The organism is Leclercia sp. UBA7405 (assembly GCF_037152215.1).
Classification (GTDB): domain Bacteria; phylum Pseudomonadota; class Gammaproteobacteria; order Enterobacterales; family Enterobacteriaceae; genus Enterobacter; species Enterobacter pneumoniae.
Map to the genome: position 1 here is coordinate 167,857 of NZ_JBBCMR010000004.1, position 16,500 is coordinate 184,356.

At 54.0% G+C, this 16,500-nt stretch carries 17 protein-coding genes; 13 read left to right on the top strand and 4 right to left on the bottom strand.

All coding sequences use genetic code 11. The features are described from left to right. Position 1 precedes the first annotated feature (1 nt). From recF to dnaA, 3 genes are all read right to left on the bottom strand, one after another. Positions 2–1,075, bottom strand: a complete 1,074-nt coding sequence (gene recF, locus WFN75_RS18855) for a DNA replication/repair protein RecF (RefSeq protein WP_040077739.1) — start codon at positions 1,073–1,075, stop codon at positions 2–4. Positions 1,076–1,222: 147 nt separating this feature from the next. Further along, a complete protein-coding gene (dnaN, locus tag WFN75_RS18860; RefSeq protein ID WP_040077737.1) occupies positions 1,223–2,323 on the bottom strand; it encodes a DNA polymerase III subunit beta in 1,101 nt (366 codons plus the stop codon). Between the two features lie 4 nt (positions 2,324–2,327). Then, positions 2,328–3,725, bottom strand: coding sequence for a chromosomal replication initiator protein DnaA (gene dnaA / locus WFN75_RS18865; RefSeq protein WP_040077736.1), 1,398 nt, complete (start codon positions 3,723–3,725; stop codon positions 2,328–2,330). 282 nt (positions 3,726–4,007) lie between these two features. Between dnaA and WFN75_RS22705 the strand changes: the two genes are divergently transcribed. From WFN75_RS22705 to WFN75_RS18920, 13 genes are all read left to right on the top strand, one after another. After that, on the top strand, positions 4,008–4,100 hold the full coding sequence (locus WFN75_RS22705) for a hypothetical protein (RefSeq protein ID WP_419395832.1): 93 nt from the start codon (positions 4,008–4,010) through the stop codon (positions 4,098–4,100). A 257-nt stretch (positions 4,101–4,357) separates the two neighbouring features. Beyond that, positions 4,358–4,498 (top strand): 50S ribosomal protein L34, encoded by a 141-nt coding sequence (rpmH, locus tag WFN75_RS18870; RefSeq protein ID WP_000831330.1) that lies wholly within the window; start codon positions 4,358–4,360, stop codon positions 4,496–4,498. A 15-nt stretch (positions 4,499–4,513) separates the two neighbouring features. Continuing rightward, positions 4,514–4,873: a ribonuclease P protein component gene (gene rnpA / locus WFN75_RS18875; protein ID WP_014072458.1), complete on the top strand. Its 360-nt coding sequence runs from the start codon at positions 4,514–4,516 to the stop codon at positions 4,871–4,873. Continuing rightward, on the top strand, positions 4,837–5,094 hold the full coding sequence (yidD, locus tag WFN75_RS18880) for a membrane protein insertion efficiency factor YidD (protein WP_001307474.1): 258 nt from the start codon (positions 4,837–4,839) through the stop codon (positions 5,092–5,094). The genes rnpA and yidD overlap by 37 nt, the downstream gene beginning before the upstream one ends. Before the next feature lie 2 nt (positions 5,095–5,096). After that, complete coding sequence (gene yidC / locus WFN75_RS18885; RefSeq protein ID WP_040077734.1) at positions 5,097–6,740, top strand: membrane protein insertase YidC; 1,644 nt, start codon at positions 5,097–5,099, stop codon at positions 6,738–6,740. Positions 6,741–6,815: 75 nt separating this feature from the next. Next, positions 6,816–8,180: a tRNA uridine-5-carboxymethylaminomethyl(34) synthesis GTPase MnmE gene (mnmE, locus tag WFN75_RS18890; protein WP_040077732.1), complete on the top strand. Its 1,365-nt coding sequence runs from the start codon at positions 6,816–6,818 to the stop codon at positions 8,178–8,180. A gap of 129 nt (positions 8,181–8,309) precedes the next feature. After that, entirely contained in the window at positions 8,310–8,384 is a 75-nt protein-coding gene (gene tnaC / locus WFN75_RS22710; RefSeq protein WP_103181005.1) for a tryptophanase leader peptide, read from the top strand. Between the two features lie 209 nt (positions 8,385–8,593). Then, positions 8,594–10,009, top strand: a complete 1,416-nt coding sequence (gene tnaA, locus WFN75_RS18895) for a tryptophanase (RefSeq protein WP_336996667.1) — start codon at positions 8,594–8,596, stop codon at positions 10,007–10,009. Positions 10,010–10,101: 92 nt separating this feature from the next. Continuing rightward, a complete protein-coding gene (gene tnaB, locus WFN75_RS18900; protein ID WP_046886355.1) occupies positions 10,102–11,352 on the top strand; it encodes a low affinity tryptophan permease TnaB in 1,251 nt (416 codons plus the stop codon). A 129-nt stretch (positions 11,353–11,481) separates the two neighbouring features. After that, entirely contained in the window at positions 11,482–12,657 is a 1,176-nt protein-coding gene (locus WFN75_RS18905) for an MFS transporter (RefSeq protein ID WP_336996668.1), read from the top strand. Continuing rightward, positions 12,626–13,609, top strand: a complete 984-nt coding sequence (gene yidZ / locus WFN75_RS18910) for an HTH-type transcriptional regulator YidZ (RefSeq protein WP_040077727.1) — start codon at positions 12,626–12,628, stop codon at positions 13,607–13,609. The genes WFN75_RS18905 and yidZ overlap by 32 nt, the downstream gene beginning before the upstream one ends. A gap of 121 nt (positions 13,610–13,730) precedes the next feature. Then, entirely contained in the window at positions 13,731–14,480 is a 750-nt protein-coding gene (locus WFN75_RS18915) for a 4'-phosphopantetheinyl transferase family protein (protein ID WP_046886357.1), read from the top strand. Positions 14,481–14,516: 36 nt separating this feature from the next. Beyond that, positions 14,517–15,083, top strand: coding sequence for an NADPH-dependent FMN reductase (locus WFN75_RS18920; RefSeq protein WP_040077725.1), 567 nt, complete (start codon positions 14,517–14,519; stop codon positions 15,081–15,083). 72 nt (positions 15,084–15,155) lie between these two features. Here WFN75_RS18920 and adeP read toward each other — a convergent pair whose 3' ends face one another. Further along, complete coding sequence (gene adeP / locus WFN75_RS18925; protein WP_154298909.1) at positions 15,156–16,493, bottom strand: adenine permease AdeP; 1,338 nt, start codon at positions 16,491–16,493, stop codon at positions 15,156–15,158. Positions 16,494–16,500 lie beyond the last annotated feature (7 nt).

A 16,500-nucleotide genomic window follows, 5' to 3' on the forward strand; every position in this document is an offset into this window, starting at 1 on the left:
GTTAATCCGTTATTTTACCCTTTTCCACGGTGAACATCTTCGAATTTTTGTCCGACATGTCCATAACGTGTTCAGCGCTAATCGCGCTGACGAAAACCTGCGACTGCGTGGCTTTTAAGCGGCTGGCTAGCAGCCCTCGCCGCGCGTCGTCGAGTTCCGAGGCAAAATCATCTATCAGATACAGGCAGCGTCGGCCGCTCTCGCGGGTGAGAAACTCCCCCTGTGCCAGCCGTAGCGCGCACATCAGGAGCTTAAGCTGCCCACGCGATAATGTATCTTCTACCGGCGCACCGTCAGCACGAATGCGGAAATCCGCTTTATGCGGGCCATGCGCGGTATAGGTCAGCAGGCGGTCGCGCTCGAAGCTTCTCTCCAGCACCTCGGCATAATCCGTCTCTTTCTCCCAGCCACGCTGGAAGGAGAAGGTGAGAGAGAACTCCGGTAAAAACTGTTTGCAGGTGTCGGCCATATCTTCGGCGATACCTGCGCTGTATTCGGCACGCCAGGTGCTGATTTGTTCCGCCAGCGGGACCAACTCTTTGTCCCACGGGCGCAGTTGGGCGTAGCGCGTCACCTGGCGCAGCGCGGCATTGCGCTGCTTGAGCAAACGCTTGAGATTGCTCCAGGCGTTAAAGAATCCCGCTTCATTGTGAAAGCATCCCCAGTCAAGGAACGCTCTTCTGTATTTGGGGCCGCCGTTGAGTAAAGTAAACCCCTCGGGCGTAATCAGCTGCATCGGCATCAAGAGCGCCAGTTCGGCCACCTTATGCCCGTCGGTACCATCAATGCGGACTTTACTGTCACCCTGCTTGTCTTTGGTCAGGCCGACGGCGGTTTCACGCTCTGCGCCCTGAAGACGCCCATGCAGAACAAAGGACTCTTGCTCGTGGCGAATGACGCGGCCAATTTGCAAGCTGCGAAACGCCCGACCGTGGCCAAGCGTATAGATGGCTTCCAGCACGCTGGTTTTGCCGCTGCCGTTTGCGCCAACCAGGAAGTTAAAGCCGGGGGATAAAGCGAGATCCGCATTTTCAATATTACGGAAATCTTTGATTAAAAGGCGCGTCAGTGACATATCTGAATTTCTTCGGGCCAGGGCGTAATCGGCGCAGCCAGTTTCAACGCGGACTGCGCGCAGACCCTGGCGCGTACACGCAGTACGTGACAGGGGCGAGCACAGCCCAGGTTGAAAATGGCAAGTAAGATAGCCCGATAGTTATCACTACAGTCTCATTGGCATAACAACATAAGCAGCGGACTGGGATGCAGCATCTTCAATCTGTACGCTCGATACAGAGTCGGTCAGCAGAATGCGAACATTCTCGCATTTCAGTGCATTCAGTACGTCCAGCACGTAGCTAACGTTAAAGCCGATTTCCATCTCTGCGCCGGCGTAGGTGACGTCCAGAATCTCTTCTGCCTCTTCCTGCTCCGGGTTATTCGCGGTGATTTTGATCTGGTTTTCACTCACATACAGACGCACGCCGCGGAACTTCTCGTTGGAGAGAATGGCCGCACGGGCAAATGCCTGCTTAAGGCTGTCGCAGCCCGCTTCCAGCGTCTTGTCGGGATTCTTCGGCAATACGCGGCGATAATCCGGGAAACGCCCATCAACCAGCTTCGAGGTGAAGACGAAATCCCCCACGTGGGCACGAATGTTATTGCTGCCAATTTGCACGCGCAGCGGAGTATCACCGCCGTCAAGCATGCGCATCAGCTCAATCACCCCTTTACGCGGCACGATCACCGAATGGTTTGGCAGGCTAACGCCAATTGGCATAGAGCAGACCGCCAGGCGGTGTCCGTCGGTGGCGACGGTACGCAGCTCTTCCCCTTCGGTTTCAAACAGCATGCCGTTTAAGTAGTAGCGAACGTCCTGATGCGCCATAGAAAACTGCGTGGCTTCAATCAGACGCTTCATCGTCGCCTGTGGCAGGGTGAATTCCACTTCGCTCTGCCAGTCATCCAGGTTCGGGAAGTCCGCGGCTGGCAGGGTAGAGAGAGAGAAACGGCTGCGGCCAGAGCGGACCAGCATGCGGTCGCCCTCGAGCTGCACGGCGATCTCTGCCCCTTCAGGCAAGCCACGGCAAATATCAAAGAATTTACGGGCCGGAACCGTGGTGGCGCCTGCATCGTGCGGCTGAGTCAGCGTCACCCGCGCAACCATCTCCATTTCCAGATCGGTGCCGGTCAGCGACAGCGTACCGTCTGCGACCTGCAGCAGCAGGTTACCAAGAATAGGCAGCGTCGGGCGGCCGCCTAATGGGCCACTCACCTGTTGTAGCGGCTTTAATAAATGTTCACGTTCAACGGTAAATTTCATAGCGTCACGATGATAATGTTCTGATTAAATTGGAGAAGTCTTCTTTTATGTCGTGGCTTTCTTCCCGCAGCTGCTCGATTTTACGACAAGCGTGCAGCACGGTGGTGTGGTCACGGCCACCAAACGCATCGCCGATCTCCGGCAGACTGTGGTTGGTTAACTCCTTTGCCAGCGCCATCGCCATCTGGCGAGGTCGGGCTACCGAGCGTGAACGGCGTTTCGACAATAAGTCGGCCACTTTAATTTTGTAGTACTCCGCCACCGTCTTCTGAATATTGTCGATGGTGACCAGTTTTTCCTGCAACGCCAGCAGATCGCGCAGCGCTTCACGCACGAAATCAATGGTGATGGCCCGGCCGGTAAAGTTGGCGTTGGCGATGACGCGGTTCAGTGCCCCTTCCAGCTCACGCACGTTAGAGCGTAGGCGCTTAGCAATGAAGAATGCCACTTCACCCGGCAGGCGAATGTCGTTTTCATCTGCCTTTTTCATCAGGATCGCCACACGGGTTTCCAGCTCCGGCGGTTCGATCGCCACGGTCAGGCCCCAGCCGAAGCGGGACTTAAGACGATCTTCAACGCCGTTGATCTCTTTTGGATAACGATCCGAGGTCAAAATGATCTGTTGATTACCTTCCAGCAGAGCGTTGAAGGTGTGGAAAAACTCTTCCTGGGATCGTTCTTTATTAGCGAAGAACTGAATGTCATCGATCAGCAGGGCATCAACGGAACGGTAGTAGCGTTTAAACTCTTCGATCGCATTGTTTTGCAGGGCTTTTACCATGTCCTGAACGAAGCGTTCGGAGTGCATATACACCACTTTGGCGTTTGGCTTGCGCGCCATGATGCCATTGCCCACGGCATGCAGCAGGTGCGTTTTACCCAGACCGGTACCGCCATATAAAAACAGGGGGTTATACGCCCCGCCGGGGTTATCCGCTACCTGACGGGCTGCCGCACGGGCCAGCTGGTTTGATTTACCTTCTACGAAGTTATCGAAGGTATGTTTGACGTTAACGTTGGAACGGTAGGTCGGCTCCGCCGGGGCCGGAACATTATCCCAGCCTGAACGTGCCGCAGGCACGACGCGCGGCTGATGGACCTGTGTCGCCTGCGCAGGGGCGGCAACGTTAACGGTCTCTTTAAGGGTTTGGGTGACCGGCTTGGTGCCCACTTCAAAACGCAGCTGTGGGGCATCGGTACCGCAAAAATCGTTTAGCAGTCCATTGATATTATTAAGGTACTTGTCCCTTACCCAATCGAGCACAAAACGGTTTGGCGCATACAAAGCCAGCGTGTTATCGCTCAGTTCCGCCTGCAACGGGCGGATCCACATACTGAATTCTGTGGCTGGTAACTCATCCTGCAATCGGGCAAGACATTGCTGCCAAAGCGAAAGTGACACGGCGGACTCCACTCGAACAATAAAAAGAAAGCTATTGAATAGTCATGATTGTAGACGCACGTCGAAAAGCCCTGCGCATAAGGGGGACGTGCGAACCGCTGTCTGCGGTTTTATACCCGATCGTAACCGCTGGGATCCCGATCGGGACCGCGGATCATAGCCTAAACTGAGCCAGAGATCTTCTGTTTCTCACAGATTCTTCCCGATTTATCCACAGGAAGATCCGAAACCGGGTAAGTGTAATCGATCCTGGTTAGCCTGCCCCGGGATTTAGGCCGCATATTGGAAAAATTACTGAGTCGTGACAAATTTTTGCTTAAAAGATCTAACGAAGATCCTGGACGATCCTTGCGCTTTACCGGTGAGGTCGTATAATCCTCCACCCGTCGCGTAATGCTCGGCTTCCCGCGCGTTTAACGCTGTTCATTTTGCATGCGAAATCGTGTGAATTTACGCGGGAAATAAATCGTGTGAATTTACGCGGGAAATAAGGAAAGAGAATTGACTCCGGAGTGTACAATTATTACAATCCGGCCTCTTTAATCACCCATGGCTTCGGCGTCCGTCGTGCGATATTCGTTCGGGCATCGTAAAAAGCCATTGAATTTATTCAAGTTTAGGTAGAAATCGCCATGAAACGCACTTTTCAACCGTCTGTACTGAAGCGCAACCGTTCTCACGGCTTCCGTGCTCGTATGGCTACTAAAAATGGTCGTCAGGTTCTGGCACGTCGTCGTGCTAAAGGCCGCGCTCGTCTGACCGTTTCCAAGTAATAAAGCTAACCCCTGGTGGTTAAGCTCGCATTTCCCAGGGAGTTACGTTTGTTAACTCCCACTCATTTCACTTTCGTCTTCCAGCAGCCACAACGGGCTGGCACGCCGCAAATCACCATCCTCGGCCGCCAAAATTCGCTGGGGCATCCCCGTATCGGTCTTACTGTCGCCAAGAAAAACGTTAAGCGTGCGCATGAACGCAACCGGATTAAACGTCTGACGCGTGAAAGCTTCCGTTTACGTCAACATGAACTCCCTTCGATGGATTTTGTGGTGGTGGCGAAAAAAGGGGTTGCCGACCTCGATAACCGTGCTCTCTCGGAAGCGTTGGAAAAATTATGGCGCCGCCACTGTCGCCTGGCTCACGGGTCCTGATAGCCCTCATTAGGGTCTATCAACGCCTGATTAGTCCGCTACTCGGGCCGCACTGCCGTTTCACACCGACATGCTCAAGCTATGGAATTGAGGCATTGCGCAGGTTTGGAGTGATAAAAGGCAGTTGGTTGACGGTGAAACGCGTATTAAAATGCCACCCTTTACACCCAGGTGGAGACGACCCCGTCCCCCCCGGACCCTTTGATACCAGAGAACACTAACGATGGATTCGCAACGCAATCTTCTTATCATCGCTTTGTTGTTCGTGTCTTTCATGATCTGGCAGGCATGGGAGCAGGATAAAAATCCTCAACCCCAGCAGCAGACCACGCAGACCACGACCACCGCAGCGGGTAGCGCCGCCGACCAGGGCGTACCGGCCAGTGGCCAGGGGAAACAGATTACGGTTAAGACCGATGTGCTTGAGCTGACTATCAACACCCGTGGTGGTGATGTTGAGCAGGCGCTGCTGTTGACCTACCCAAAAGAGCTGAAGTCTACCGAACCGTTCCAGTTACTGGAAACCACACCGCAGTTCCTTTATCAGGCGCAGAGCGGTCTGACCGGTCGTGATGGCCCGGATAACCCGGCTAACGGTGCGCGTCCACTGTATAACGTCGAGAGTGATACCTTTGTGCTGGCTGATGGTCAGAACGAGCTGGCTATCCCGATGACCTATACCGACGCCGCAGGCAACACCTTCACCAAAACCTTCACCCTGAAACGCGGTGAGTATGCGGTGAACGTTGGCTACAGCGTGCAGAACGCCAGCGAGAAACCGCTGGAAATCTCGACCTTTGGTCAGCTGAAGCAATCCATCGATCTGCCGTCTCATCGTGACACCGGAAGCAGCAACTTCGCGCTGCATACCTTCCGTGGCGCAGCGTACTCCACGCCAGATTCGAAGTATGAGAAATACAAATTCGATACTATCGCGGATAACGAGAACCTGAACGTCAGCGCTAAAGGCGGTTGGGTTGCGATGCTGCAACAGTATTTCGCAACGGCGTGGGTGCCTAATAACGACGGTACCAACAACTTCTACACCGCGAACCTCGGCAACGGTATTGCAGCTATCGGCTACAAATCTCAGCCGGTTCTGGTGCAGCCGGGTCAAACCGGTAAGCTGGCGAGCACCCTGTGGGTCGGCCCGGAAATTCAGGACAAAATGGCTGCAGTAGCGCCGCACCTGGATCTGACCGTGGATTACGGCTGGTTGTGGTTCATCTCTCAGCCGCTGTTTAAGCTGCTGAAGTGGATCCATAGCTTCCTGGGTAACTGGGGCTTCTCCATCATCGTTATCACCTTTATCGTTCGTGGCATCATGTACCCGCTGACTAAAGCGCAGTACACCTCCATGGCGAAGATGCGCATGCTGCAGCCGAAGATTGCGGCGATGCGTGAGCGTCTGGGCGATGACAAACAGCGTCAGAGCCAGGAGATGATGGCCCTGTATAAAGCAGAGAAAGTGAACCCGCTGGGTGGTTGCTTCCCGCTGCTGATTCAGATGCCAATCTTCCTTGCGCTGTACTACATGCTGATGGGTTCCGTTGAGCTGCGCCATGCGCCGTTCGCCCTGTGGATCCATGACCTGTCTGCACAGGACCCGTACTACATCCTGCCGATCCTGATGGGCGTGACGATGTTCTTCATCCAGAAGATGTCGCCGACCACCGTGACCGACCCGATGCAGCAGAAGATCATGACCTTCATGCCGGTCATCTTCACCGTGTTCTTCCTGTGGTTCCCGTCAGGTCTGGTGCTGTACTACATCGTCAGCAACCTGGTGACCATTATCCAGCAGCAGCTGATTTACCGTGGTCTGGAAAAACGTGGCCTGCATAGCCGCGAAAAGAAAAGTTCCTGATTCGGTTGAGCAGTAGCTAGAATAAGGGCGGTCAAATGACCGCCTTTTTTTATTGCAACACAGTTGAGAAAAACCATGAGCCATAACGACACTATCGTCGCCCAGGCAACCCCACCGGGACGCGGTGGTGTGGGCATCCTGCGCATCTCCGGCCAAAAGGCGCGCGAGGTGGCAGAAGCCGTACTGGGGAAACTGCCGAAGCCGCGCTACGCCGATTATTTGCCGTTTAAAGACAGCGACGGTACCGCGCTGGATCAGGGCATTGCGCTGTGGTTTCCGGGGCCAAACTCCTTTACCGGCGAAGATGTGCTCGAACTTCAGGGCCACGGCGGCCCGGTGATCCTCGATTTACTGTTAAAACGTATTCTGACCTTGCCGGGCCTGCGCATTGCGAAGCCGGGTGAGTTTTCTGAGCGTGCCTTTCTGAACGATAAACTCGATCTGGCGCAGGCCGAGGCGATTGCCGACCTGATCGACGCCAGCTCTGAGCAGGCGGCCCGCTCTGCGCTCAACTCGCTGCAGGGGGCATTTTCTGCCCGCGTAAACCATCTGGTGGAAGCACTTACTCACCTCAGGATCTACGTGGAGGCGGCGATTGATTTCCCGGATGAGGAAATCGACTTCCTTTCCGATGGCAAAATCGAAGCCCAGCTCAACAGCGTGATGACCGATCTCGACGCGGTGCGTGCCGAAGCGCGCCAGGGCAGCCTGCTGCGTGAAGGGATGAAGGTGGTGATTGCCGGTCGCCCTAATGCCGGTAAATCGAGCCTGCTGAACGCGCTGGCGGGTCGTGAGGCTGCCATCGTTACTGATATCGCCGGCACCACCCGCGATGTACTGCGCGAGCATATCCACATCGACGGCATGCCTCTGCATATTATCGACACCGCGGGTCTGCGCGATGCCAGCGACGAAGTGGAGCGTATCGGTATCGAGCGCGCCTGGCAGGAGATTGAGCAGGCTGACCGCGTGCTATTTATGGTAGACGGCACCACCACTGACGCGGTGGATCCCGCAGATATCTGGCCGGACTTTATCGCCCGTCTGCCCGCTAAACTGCCGATCACCGTTGTGCGTAACAAAGCCGATGTGACGGGCGAGACGCTGGGTATGAGTGAAGTAAATGGTCACTCACTTATTCGCCTCTCGGCACGTACCGGCGAAGGCGTGGATGACCTGCGTAACCATCTCAAACAGAGCATGGGCTTTGATACCAGCATGGAGGGCGGCTTCCTGGCGCGCCGTCGTCACCTGCAGGCGCTGGAAGAGGCGGCGAATCATCTTGTTCAGGGGAAAGCGCAGCTGATTGGTGCCTGGGCGGGTGAGCTGCTGGCGGAAGAGCTGCGCCTGGCGCAGCAGAATCTGAGTGAGATCACCGGGGAGTTCTCCTCGGACGATCTGTTGGGCCGCATCTTCTCGAGCTTCTGTATCGGGAAATAACCCTGCACAGCCACAGTAATCGTCAGGTTATTGTGGCTGTGATTACACTCACAATTAATTATCCTGCAGATAGACCCGTTATTCTCATTATAATAATGTAGCTGAGTGTCTAATGAGGATAAATCAATGATGATTATCTTAAATACATACATCACTTCTAAGTGGTTTAATATTGACAATAAAATTGTCAATCACCACCCATAATCCCCCCTTTGCTCGTCCTTTGCTAAATGCTAACTAACCAGGTTTATTAATCTGCTTATTTGGTATGTCTGCAATATATTCTTGCCAGCTCCGATCGTCTGCATGCTTTATTTCCACAGGCGGCATTAAATGATGGCTGGCATATACATCTCTGTACTTAGGGTTATTAAATAGCCCTCAGCACCGCTGCGTGCAAAAAGGATGAACAAATGGAAAACTTCAAACATTTACCTGAGCCTTTCCGTATTCGTGTTATTGAGCCAGTGAAACGCACCACCCGCGAGCACCGGGAAAATGCCATTGTTGAATCGGGCATGAACCCGTTTCTGCTTGATAGCGAAGATGTCTTTATTGACCTGCTGACCGACAGCGGTACCGGGGCAGTCACACAAAATATGCAGGCCGCTATGTTACGTGGGGACGAAGCCTACAGCGGCAGCCGCAGTTATTACGCGCTCTCCGATGCGGTGAAAACCATTTTTGGCTATCAATACACTATCCCGACTCACCAGGGACGGGGCGCTGAACAGATTTACATTCCGGTCTTGATCAAAAAACGCGAGCAGGAAAAAGGGCTGGACCGCAGCAAAATGGTCGCGTTCTCCAACTATTTCTTTGATACGACTCAGGGCCATAGCCAGATTAATGGCTGCACGGTGCGTAACGTCTATATCAAAGAGGCGTTTGATACCGGTATTCGTTACGATTTTAAAGGCAACTTTGACCTCGAAGGACTGGAGCGCGGCATTCAGGAGGTGGGCGCCAATAATGTGCCTTATATCGTCGCAACCATTACCAGCAACTCCGCCGGCGGCCAGCCGGTCTCGCTGGCCAACCTGAAGGCGATGTACGCCATCGCGCAAAAATATGACATTCCGGTGGTAATGGACTCCGCGCGCTTCGCGGAGAACGCCTACTTTATCCAGAAGCGTGAAGCGGAATACCGCGACTGGAGCATTTCAGACATTACCCGTGAAACCTATAAATATGCCGATATGCTGGCGATGTCGGCCAAAAAAGACGCGATGGTGCCCATGGGCGGCCTGCTGTGTATTAAGGATGACCGCTTCTTCGACGTCTATACCGAATGCCGAACCCTTTGCGTGGTGCAGGAAGGCTTCCCGACCTACGGTGGCCTTGAAGGCGGTGCGATGGAGCGCCTGGCCGTCGGTCTGCATGATGGCATGAATCCGGACTGGCTGGCGTACCGTATCAATCAGGTGCAATACCTGGTCGATGGCCTGGAAGCCATCGGTGTAGTGTGTCAGCAGGCGGGAGGGCATGCGGCATTTGTTGATGCAGGAAAACTACTGCCGCATATTCCGGCTGAACAGTTCCCGGCACAGGCGTTAGCCTGCGAGCTCTATAAGGTGGCGGGCATTCGGGCGGTAGAAATCGGGTCGTTTTTGTTAGGCCGCGATCCTAAAACCGGCAAACAGCTGCCCTGCCCGGCAGAGTTACTGCGTTTAACCATTCCACGCGCGACCTACACACAGACGCACATGGACTTTATTGTCGAAGCCTTTAAACATGTGAAAGAGAACGCCAGCAATATTAAGGGGTTAACCTTCACCTACGAACCGAAAGTTTTACGTCACTTCACTGCCAAACTGAAAGAAGTTTAACCCGCACCTTCCGGGTGACTAACGCCCTGTTAGTCACCCGGAATTCATTACACACCAACAACATCAGGCTAACCATAATTAATGGGTGCACCATGGATAACAGTTTGAAGACTAAACACTCCTCGTTTTGGGGTGTCATGGTAATAGCAGGTACGGTTATTGGCGGGGGAATGTTTGCTTTACCCGTGGATTTAGCAGGCTCGTGGTTTTTTTGGGGCGCATTTATTTTAATCATTGCCTGGTTTTCAATGCTTCACTCAGGATTATTACTGTTAGAGGCCAATTTAAATTATCCTGTCGGTTCCAGCTTTAATACCATCACCAAAGATCTCATTGGCAATAAATGGAATGTGGTGAGTGGCTTCACGGTCGCCTTTGTTCTGTATATTCTTACTTATGCGTATATCTCTGCCAATGGCGCGATCATTAGCGAAACCATTGCCATGAACCAGGGGACGCATGTTAATCCGCGCCTCGTAGGGATAGGTACAGCGATCTTTGTTGCGGCGGTATTATGGGTCAGTTCCCTGGCGGCCAGCCGTATTACCTCGCTTTTCCTGGGGATTAAGATCATTGCGTTTATTATTGTTTTTGGGTCGTTTTTCTTCCAGGTGGACTACGCCATTTTACGGGACATTAATGTCAGTACCACCAGCAACACAGCCTATTTCCCCTATATTTTTATGGCCTTGCCGGTCTGTCTGGCGTCGTTTGGTTTTCATGGCAATATACCCAGCTTAATCATCTGCTACGGCAAACGAAAAGATAAACTGATTAAAAGCATTGTCTTTGGCTCGCTGTTGGCCCTGTTCATTTATCTGTTCTGGTTGTACTGCACGATGGGCAATATTACCCGCGAGAGCTTTAACGAGATTATCTCTTCAGGCGGCAATGTCGATTCGCTGGTGAAATCATTCCTCGGCACCCGACAGCACGGCGTGATCGAATTTTGCCTGCTGGTCTTCTCTAACCTCGCGGTCGCCAGCTCTTTCTTCGGCGTCACCCTGGGGCTGTTCGACTATCTTGCCGATCTCTTTAACATCGATAACTCTCCTGTCGGACGCCTGAAAACGGTTTTGTTAACCTTTCTGCCCCCCGCCATTCTCTATCTCATCTTCCCGAATGGCTTTATCTATGGCATTGGCGGTGCGGGTTTGTGCGCAACCATCTGGGCCGTGATTGTTCCTGCCGTGCTGGCATTAAAAGCGAGAAAAAAGTTTCCCGAAAAAACCTTCACCGTCTGGGGAGGGCTGTTTATTCCGGGGCTGGTCATTCTGTTTGGTATTGCGGTTATTCTCTGCTGGTTCGGCAGCACCTTTAACGTTTTGCCACGCTTCGGTTAACGTCCGCGCTCGTTGTCTACGCCACCCGCCCGGGTGGCTTTCCTGACAGGAAATCACCTTTGTCCAAATGGCAACTCGCTTATCCCCTTCCCAACCCCTATTCTGCTTGCCTGCATCTATGGGGGATCTATGGCTCGTTTTCTGTTTTGTAGCTTTGCACTGGTTCTGCTTTATCCGTCTGGCATTGATATGTATCTGGTCGGTTTGCCGCATATCGCCCGCGACCTGGGGGCCAGTGAAGCGCAGTTGCACATTGCCTTTTCGGCCTACCTCGCGGGAATGGCCTCCTCAATGGTGTTTGCCGGGAAAATTGCCGATAAAGCAGGACGTCAGCCCGTGGCGATTACCGGCGCCGTGATTTTTGCCCTCGCGTCAGTACTCTGTTCACAAGCGCAAGAAAGCACCCTCTTCCTGATCGGACGCTTCATTCAGGGCGTCGGCGCTGGCGGCTGCTACGTGGTGGCGTTTGCTATTCTGCGCGATACGTTAAGCGCCCAGCGCCGTGCGAAAGTGCTCTCGATGCTTAACGGCATTACCTGCATTATTCCGGTACTGGCGCCGGTCATCGGTTATCTGATTATGCTCAAATTGCCCTGGCAAAGCCTGTTCTGGACCATGGCGATAATGGGGATGTTGGTCTTCCTCCTCTCTATTGCGGTATTGAAAGAGACCCACCCGGGTTCACAACACTCCCGGACGGGGACTACCTTCCATCCGGCGGAAAAACTGCTAAACCGATTTTTTATTAGCAGACTGCTGGTCACGACCCTCAGCGTGGCGGTGATCCTGACCTATGTAAACGTTTCCCCGGTATTGCTGATGGAAACCATGGGCTTTGATCGCGGCGAATACTCTACAGTGATGGCCTCTACCGCGCTGGTAAGTATGGCCGTCTCCTTCTCTACTCCTTTTGCGCTAAATATCTTTAGCCAGCGCACCCTGATGTTGACTTCACAGGTACTGTTCCTGGCCGCAGGCGTGCTGCTCGCATCGGCAAGTTCGCACTCTTTGATGTTGGCGGGCATTACGCTGATTTGCGCAGGTTTCTCCGTCGGCTTTGGCGTAGCGATGAGTCAGGCGTTAGGACCCTTTTCGTTGCGGGCAGGCGTGGCCAGTTCAGTATTAGGTATCGCGCAGGTGTGCGGCTCGTCGCTGTGGATTTGGCTCGCCGCCGTGCTCGGCCTTAATGCGCTGAATATGCTGATCGGGATTCTGATTGGCTGTAGCATTCTCTGCATTGTTCTCCTTCTGGCGATTCGGCCCATAGCCCATTATGAAGAAGCCCCTCAGCAGTCTGGATCTTAATCTGTTACTCACCCTGCAACTGTTGTTGCAGGAGCGAAGCGTTACCCGGGCGGCGAAGCGAATGAATATCACGCCGTCCGCGGTCAGCAAAGCGCTGGCAAAGCTGCGCGCCTGGTTCGATGATCCGTTATTTGTGAAAACCCCGCTCGGGTTACTGCCAACGCCGCTGACGGTAAGCCTGGAGCACGATCTTGCCGACTGGATGCAGATAGGCAATCAGATCCTCGACAAGTCACACAATGACTCCCCGGGGGGGATGAAGTTTGAACTGGCGGCAGAAACGCCGTTAATGTTGATCCGCTTTAACGCGCTACTGGACAGGATAAACCAGCGCTACCCCCAGGCCTCGGTGCGTATGCGCCACTGGGACTACGACTCGCTGGATGCCATAACCCGGGGTGAAGTGGATATCGGCTTTACCGGTCGCGAAACCCATCCTCGCTCCCGCGAACTGTTGAAATTGCTGCCGTGGTTTATCGACCATGAAATTCTCTTTTCCGACCGCCCCTGCGTCTACCTGCGTGAGGGCCATCCGGCGCTTCAGGAGGAGTGGAATCTCGAGACGTTTCTCCGCTACCCCCATATCAGTATCTTTTGGGAGCGTAGCGACACTTGGGCGCTGGACGAGGTGTTAAATGAGATGGGGCTGACGCGCAATATCGCTATGAGCCTGCCGGGGTTTGAGCAGTCGATGTTTATGGCTGCGCAGCCGCACCATGACTACATTGCGACCGCGCCGCACTACTGCCGGCACTATAATCATCTCCACCAGCGTAAGCTGGTGACGCGTCCGATCCCTATCGACGAAGCGATGGCGGAAAAACTTACCGTGCCCTTTACGCTTATCTGGCACAAACGTAACAGCCATAACCCGAAAATCATCTGGCTTAAAGAGACGATCAAGGCCCTCTATCGTGATTCATTGCGCGAGGAATCCGATTTTTATATCTGAAAATGTAAAGTTCGGTGTCGGGACTTCTAATAATCAACTTTACGGATTAAAACTGAGGAAGAGTTAAGCGATAATGATGTAACCGTTTAACCAGGCACAAACCATTATCACGGAGCGAAAAATGGCAACGCACTTTGCTAGAGGGATACTTACCCAGGGACATCTTGTCTCTACCAGGCTCTCCCCCGCCTGTCATGATGAAGCACGGATACTGCCGGAACATCGCCGCTCACGTTTTATCGCCTCAAGAGCGCTGCTCGCCGAACTGCTGTTTATGCTTTACGGCACCACTGAGCTACCGGATATCATCACCCTGCCGGAGGGGCGCCCTGTATTTGCCAACCCTGAACTGCCTCGTTTTTCCATCGCCTATACGGGGAATATTGTCGGTGTAGCGCTCACGACAGAGGGCGATTGTGGTCTGGATATGGAACTGCAGCGCGCTATTCGTGGCTTCCACGGCGGGCCGCATGCCCACGACACCTATCCGTTATCCAGCAATGAACTGCTGTGGGTGCGTAATCAAAACGATCCCAATGAAGCCAAGGCGCAGCTTATTACCCTGCGCCAGAGTATCCGTAAACTCTGCGGATGCGCCTCTGACGATGCCCGGCTGCTACAATTGCTTCCAGGTTCCGGACGACTTCGCGCCACCCAGGCAACGCTTGTAGAGGCCCTCAGCGACGCAGAAGATGTGCTGATCTGGTCTCTCGCCGTTACGCCCGCGATTGAGCGTTTGAATATCTGGGAATTTGACAGCAAGCATGGCTGGAATAGCCTGGCGGACGTTCCCGAGCGTGCCAACGAACCCGCCACGCGTCTGATGAGATTAACCAGTTTACCCGCAGAGAAAGCATTTACCCTTAGCTGACCCGTCCAGGGCCATCATGATGAAACAGGAGTAATCATGTCTGATACGTTGAAAGTTGTTACGTTACTGGGAAGCCTGCGCAAAGGTTCATTTAACGGGATGGTTGCCCGTACGCTGCCGAAACTGGCGCCAGAGGGGATGACGGTCGACGCCCTGCCGTCTATTGGGGATATCCCGCTGTACGATGCCGATGTGCAGCAAGAAGAGGGGTTCCCGCAAAGCGTTGAAGCGCTGGCTGAACAGATTCGCCAGGCAGATGGGGTGGTGATTGTGACCCCGGAATATAACTACTCGGTACCGGGTGGATTAAAAAATGCGATCGACTGGCTCTCTCGTCTGCCGGAACAGCCGCTGGCGGGTAAACCGGTGCTGATCCAGACCAGCTCGATGGGTGCCATCGGCGGCGCGCGCTGCCAGTACCATCTGCGTCAGATCCTGGTGTTCCTCGACGCAATGGTCATGAACAAACCGGAATTTATGGGCGGCGTGATTCAGAACAAGGTCGACCCACAAACAGGTGAAGTGATTGACCAGAGCACGCTGGACCATCTCTCGGGGCAGTTGACCGCGTTTGGTGATTACATCAAGCGGGTGAAGGCGTAAGCACAGCCTGATGTCCTCTCCCGCCGGGAGAGGACACAAACCAGCAAGCCCGTTTAGAAACGAGCTTGCTGTTTATTTTGCATCGATAAAGACAATCTTCAGCACGAACAGCAGCGCTACCACGATCACACACGGGCTAATTTCACGGAAACGTCCGGTGCCCGCCTTCATCACACAGTAAGAGATAAAGCCCAGCGCGATACCTTCGGTAATCGAGAAGCTGAACGGCATCATTACCGCGGTAATAAACGCCGGTACTGCTTCGGTAAGGTCGTCCCACTTCACGCGCGACAGGCTGGAGGTCATCAGTACGCCCACGTAAATCAGCGCACCTGCGGCCGCATACGGCGGAACCATCCCCGCCAGCGGCGAAAGGAAGATAACCAGCAGGAACAGCAGACCCACAACAACCGCTGTCAGGCCAGTACGACCGCCCACAGACACGCCTGAAGAGGACTCAATGTAAGCGGTAACAGAAGAGGTACCGATAAAAGAGCCGGTTACCGAGGAGACGCTATCCACGAACAGTGCCTGCTTCATGCGCGGGAATTTGCCTTTCTCATCTGCCAGGCCCGCTTTATCGGTCACGCCAATCAGGGTACCGGAGGAGTCGAACAGGTTCACCAGCATAAAGGAGAAGATCACGCCTGCCAGACCCAGATTCAGGGAGCCGGCCAGATCCACGTGACCGACCACGGTGCTGACGCTCGGCGGCGCAGAGATGATGCCGCTGTAGTGCACGTCGCCCAGCATCCAGCCCAGCAGCGTGGTTACGATGATCGAAACCAGTACCGCAGCATGAATGTTACGGGACGCCAGAATAGCGATGATAAAGAAGCCCAGGATGCCCAGCAGCACGCTGTGGGAGGTCAGGTTACCGATACTGACCAGGGTTTCCGGGTTCGCCACGATCACGCCAGCATTTTTCAGCCCCATCATCCCGATAAACAGACCGATACCGCTGGTGATGCCCACGCGCAGGCTCACCGGGATATTGGCAATCATCCAGTAACGTACGCGGAAAATGGTCAGCAGCAACAGACCGACTGCGCCCCAGAAAATCGCACCCATACCGACCTGCCATGGCAAGCCCATGGCCTGAACCACGACGAAGGCGAAGAATGCGTTCAGACCCATCGCCGGAGCCAGCGCAACCGGCAGGTTGGCGAACAGCCCCATTAAAATGCTGCCGAACGCGGCGATCAGACAGGTGGTAACGAAGACGGCGCTGGTATCCATGCCAGCCACGCCCAGAATTTGCGGGTTAACAAAAACGATATAGACCATTGTCAGGAAGGTGGTAAAACCCGCGATCACTTCGGTGCGCGCCGTTGTACCGTGCTCGCGCAGTTTAAACACGCGCTCAAGCAGACCCTTGCCAGATGCCTGGGTAGTATGTTGTTGACTCATCATCTAT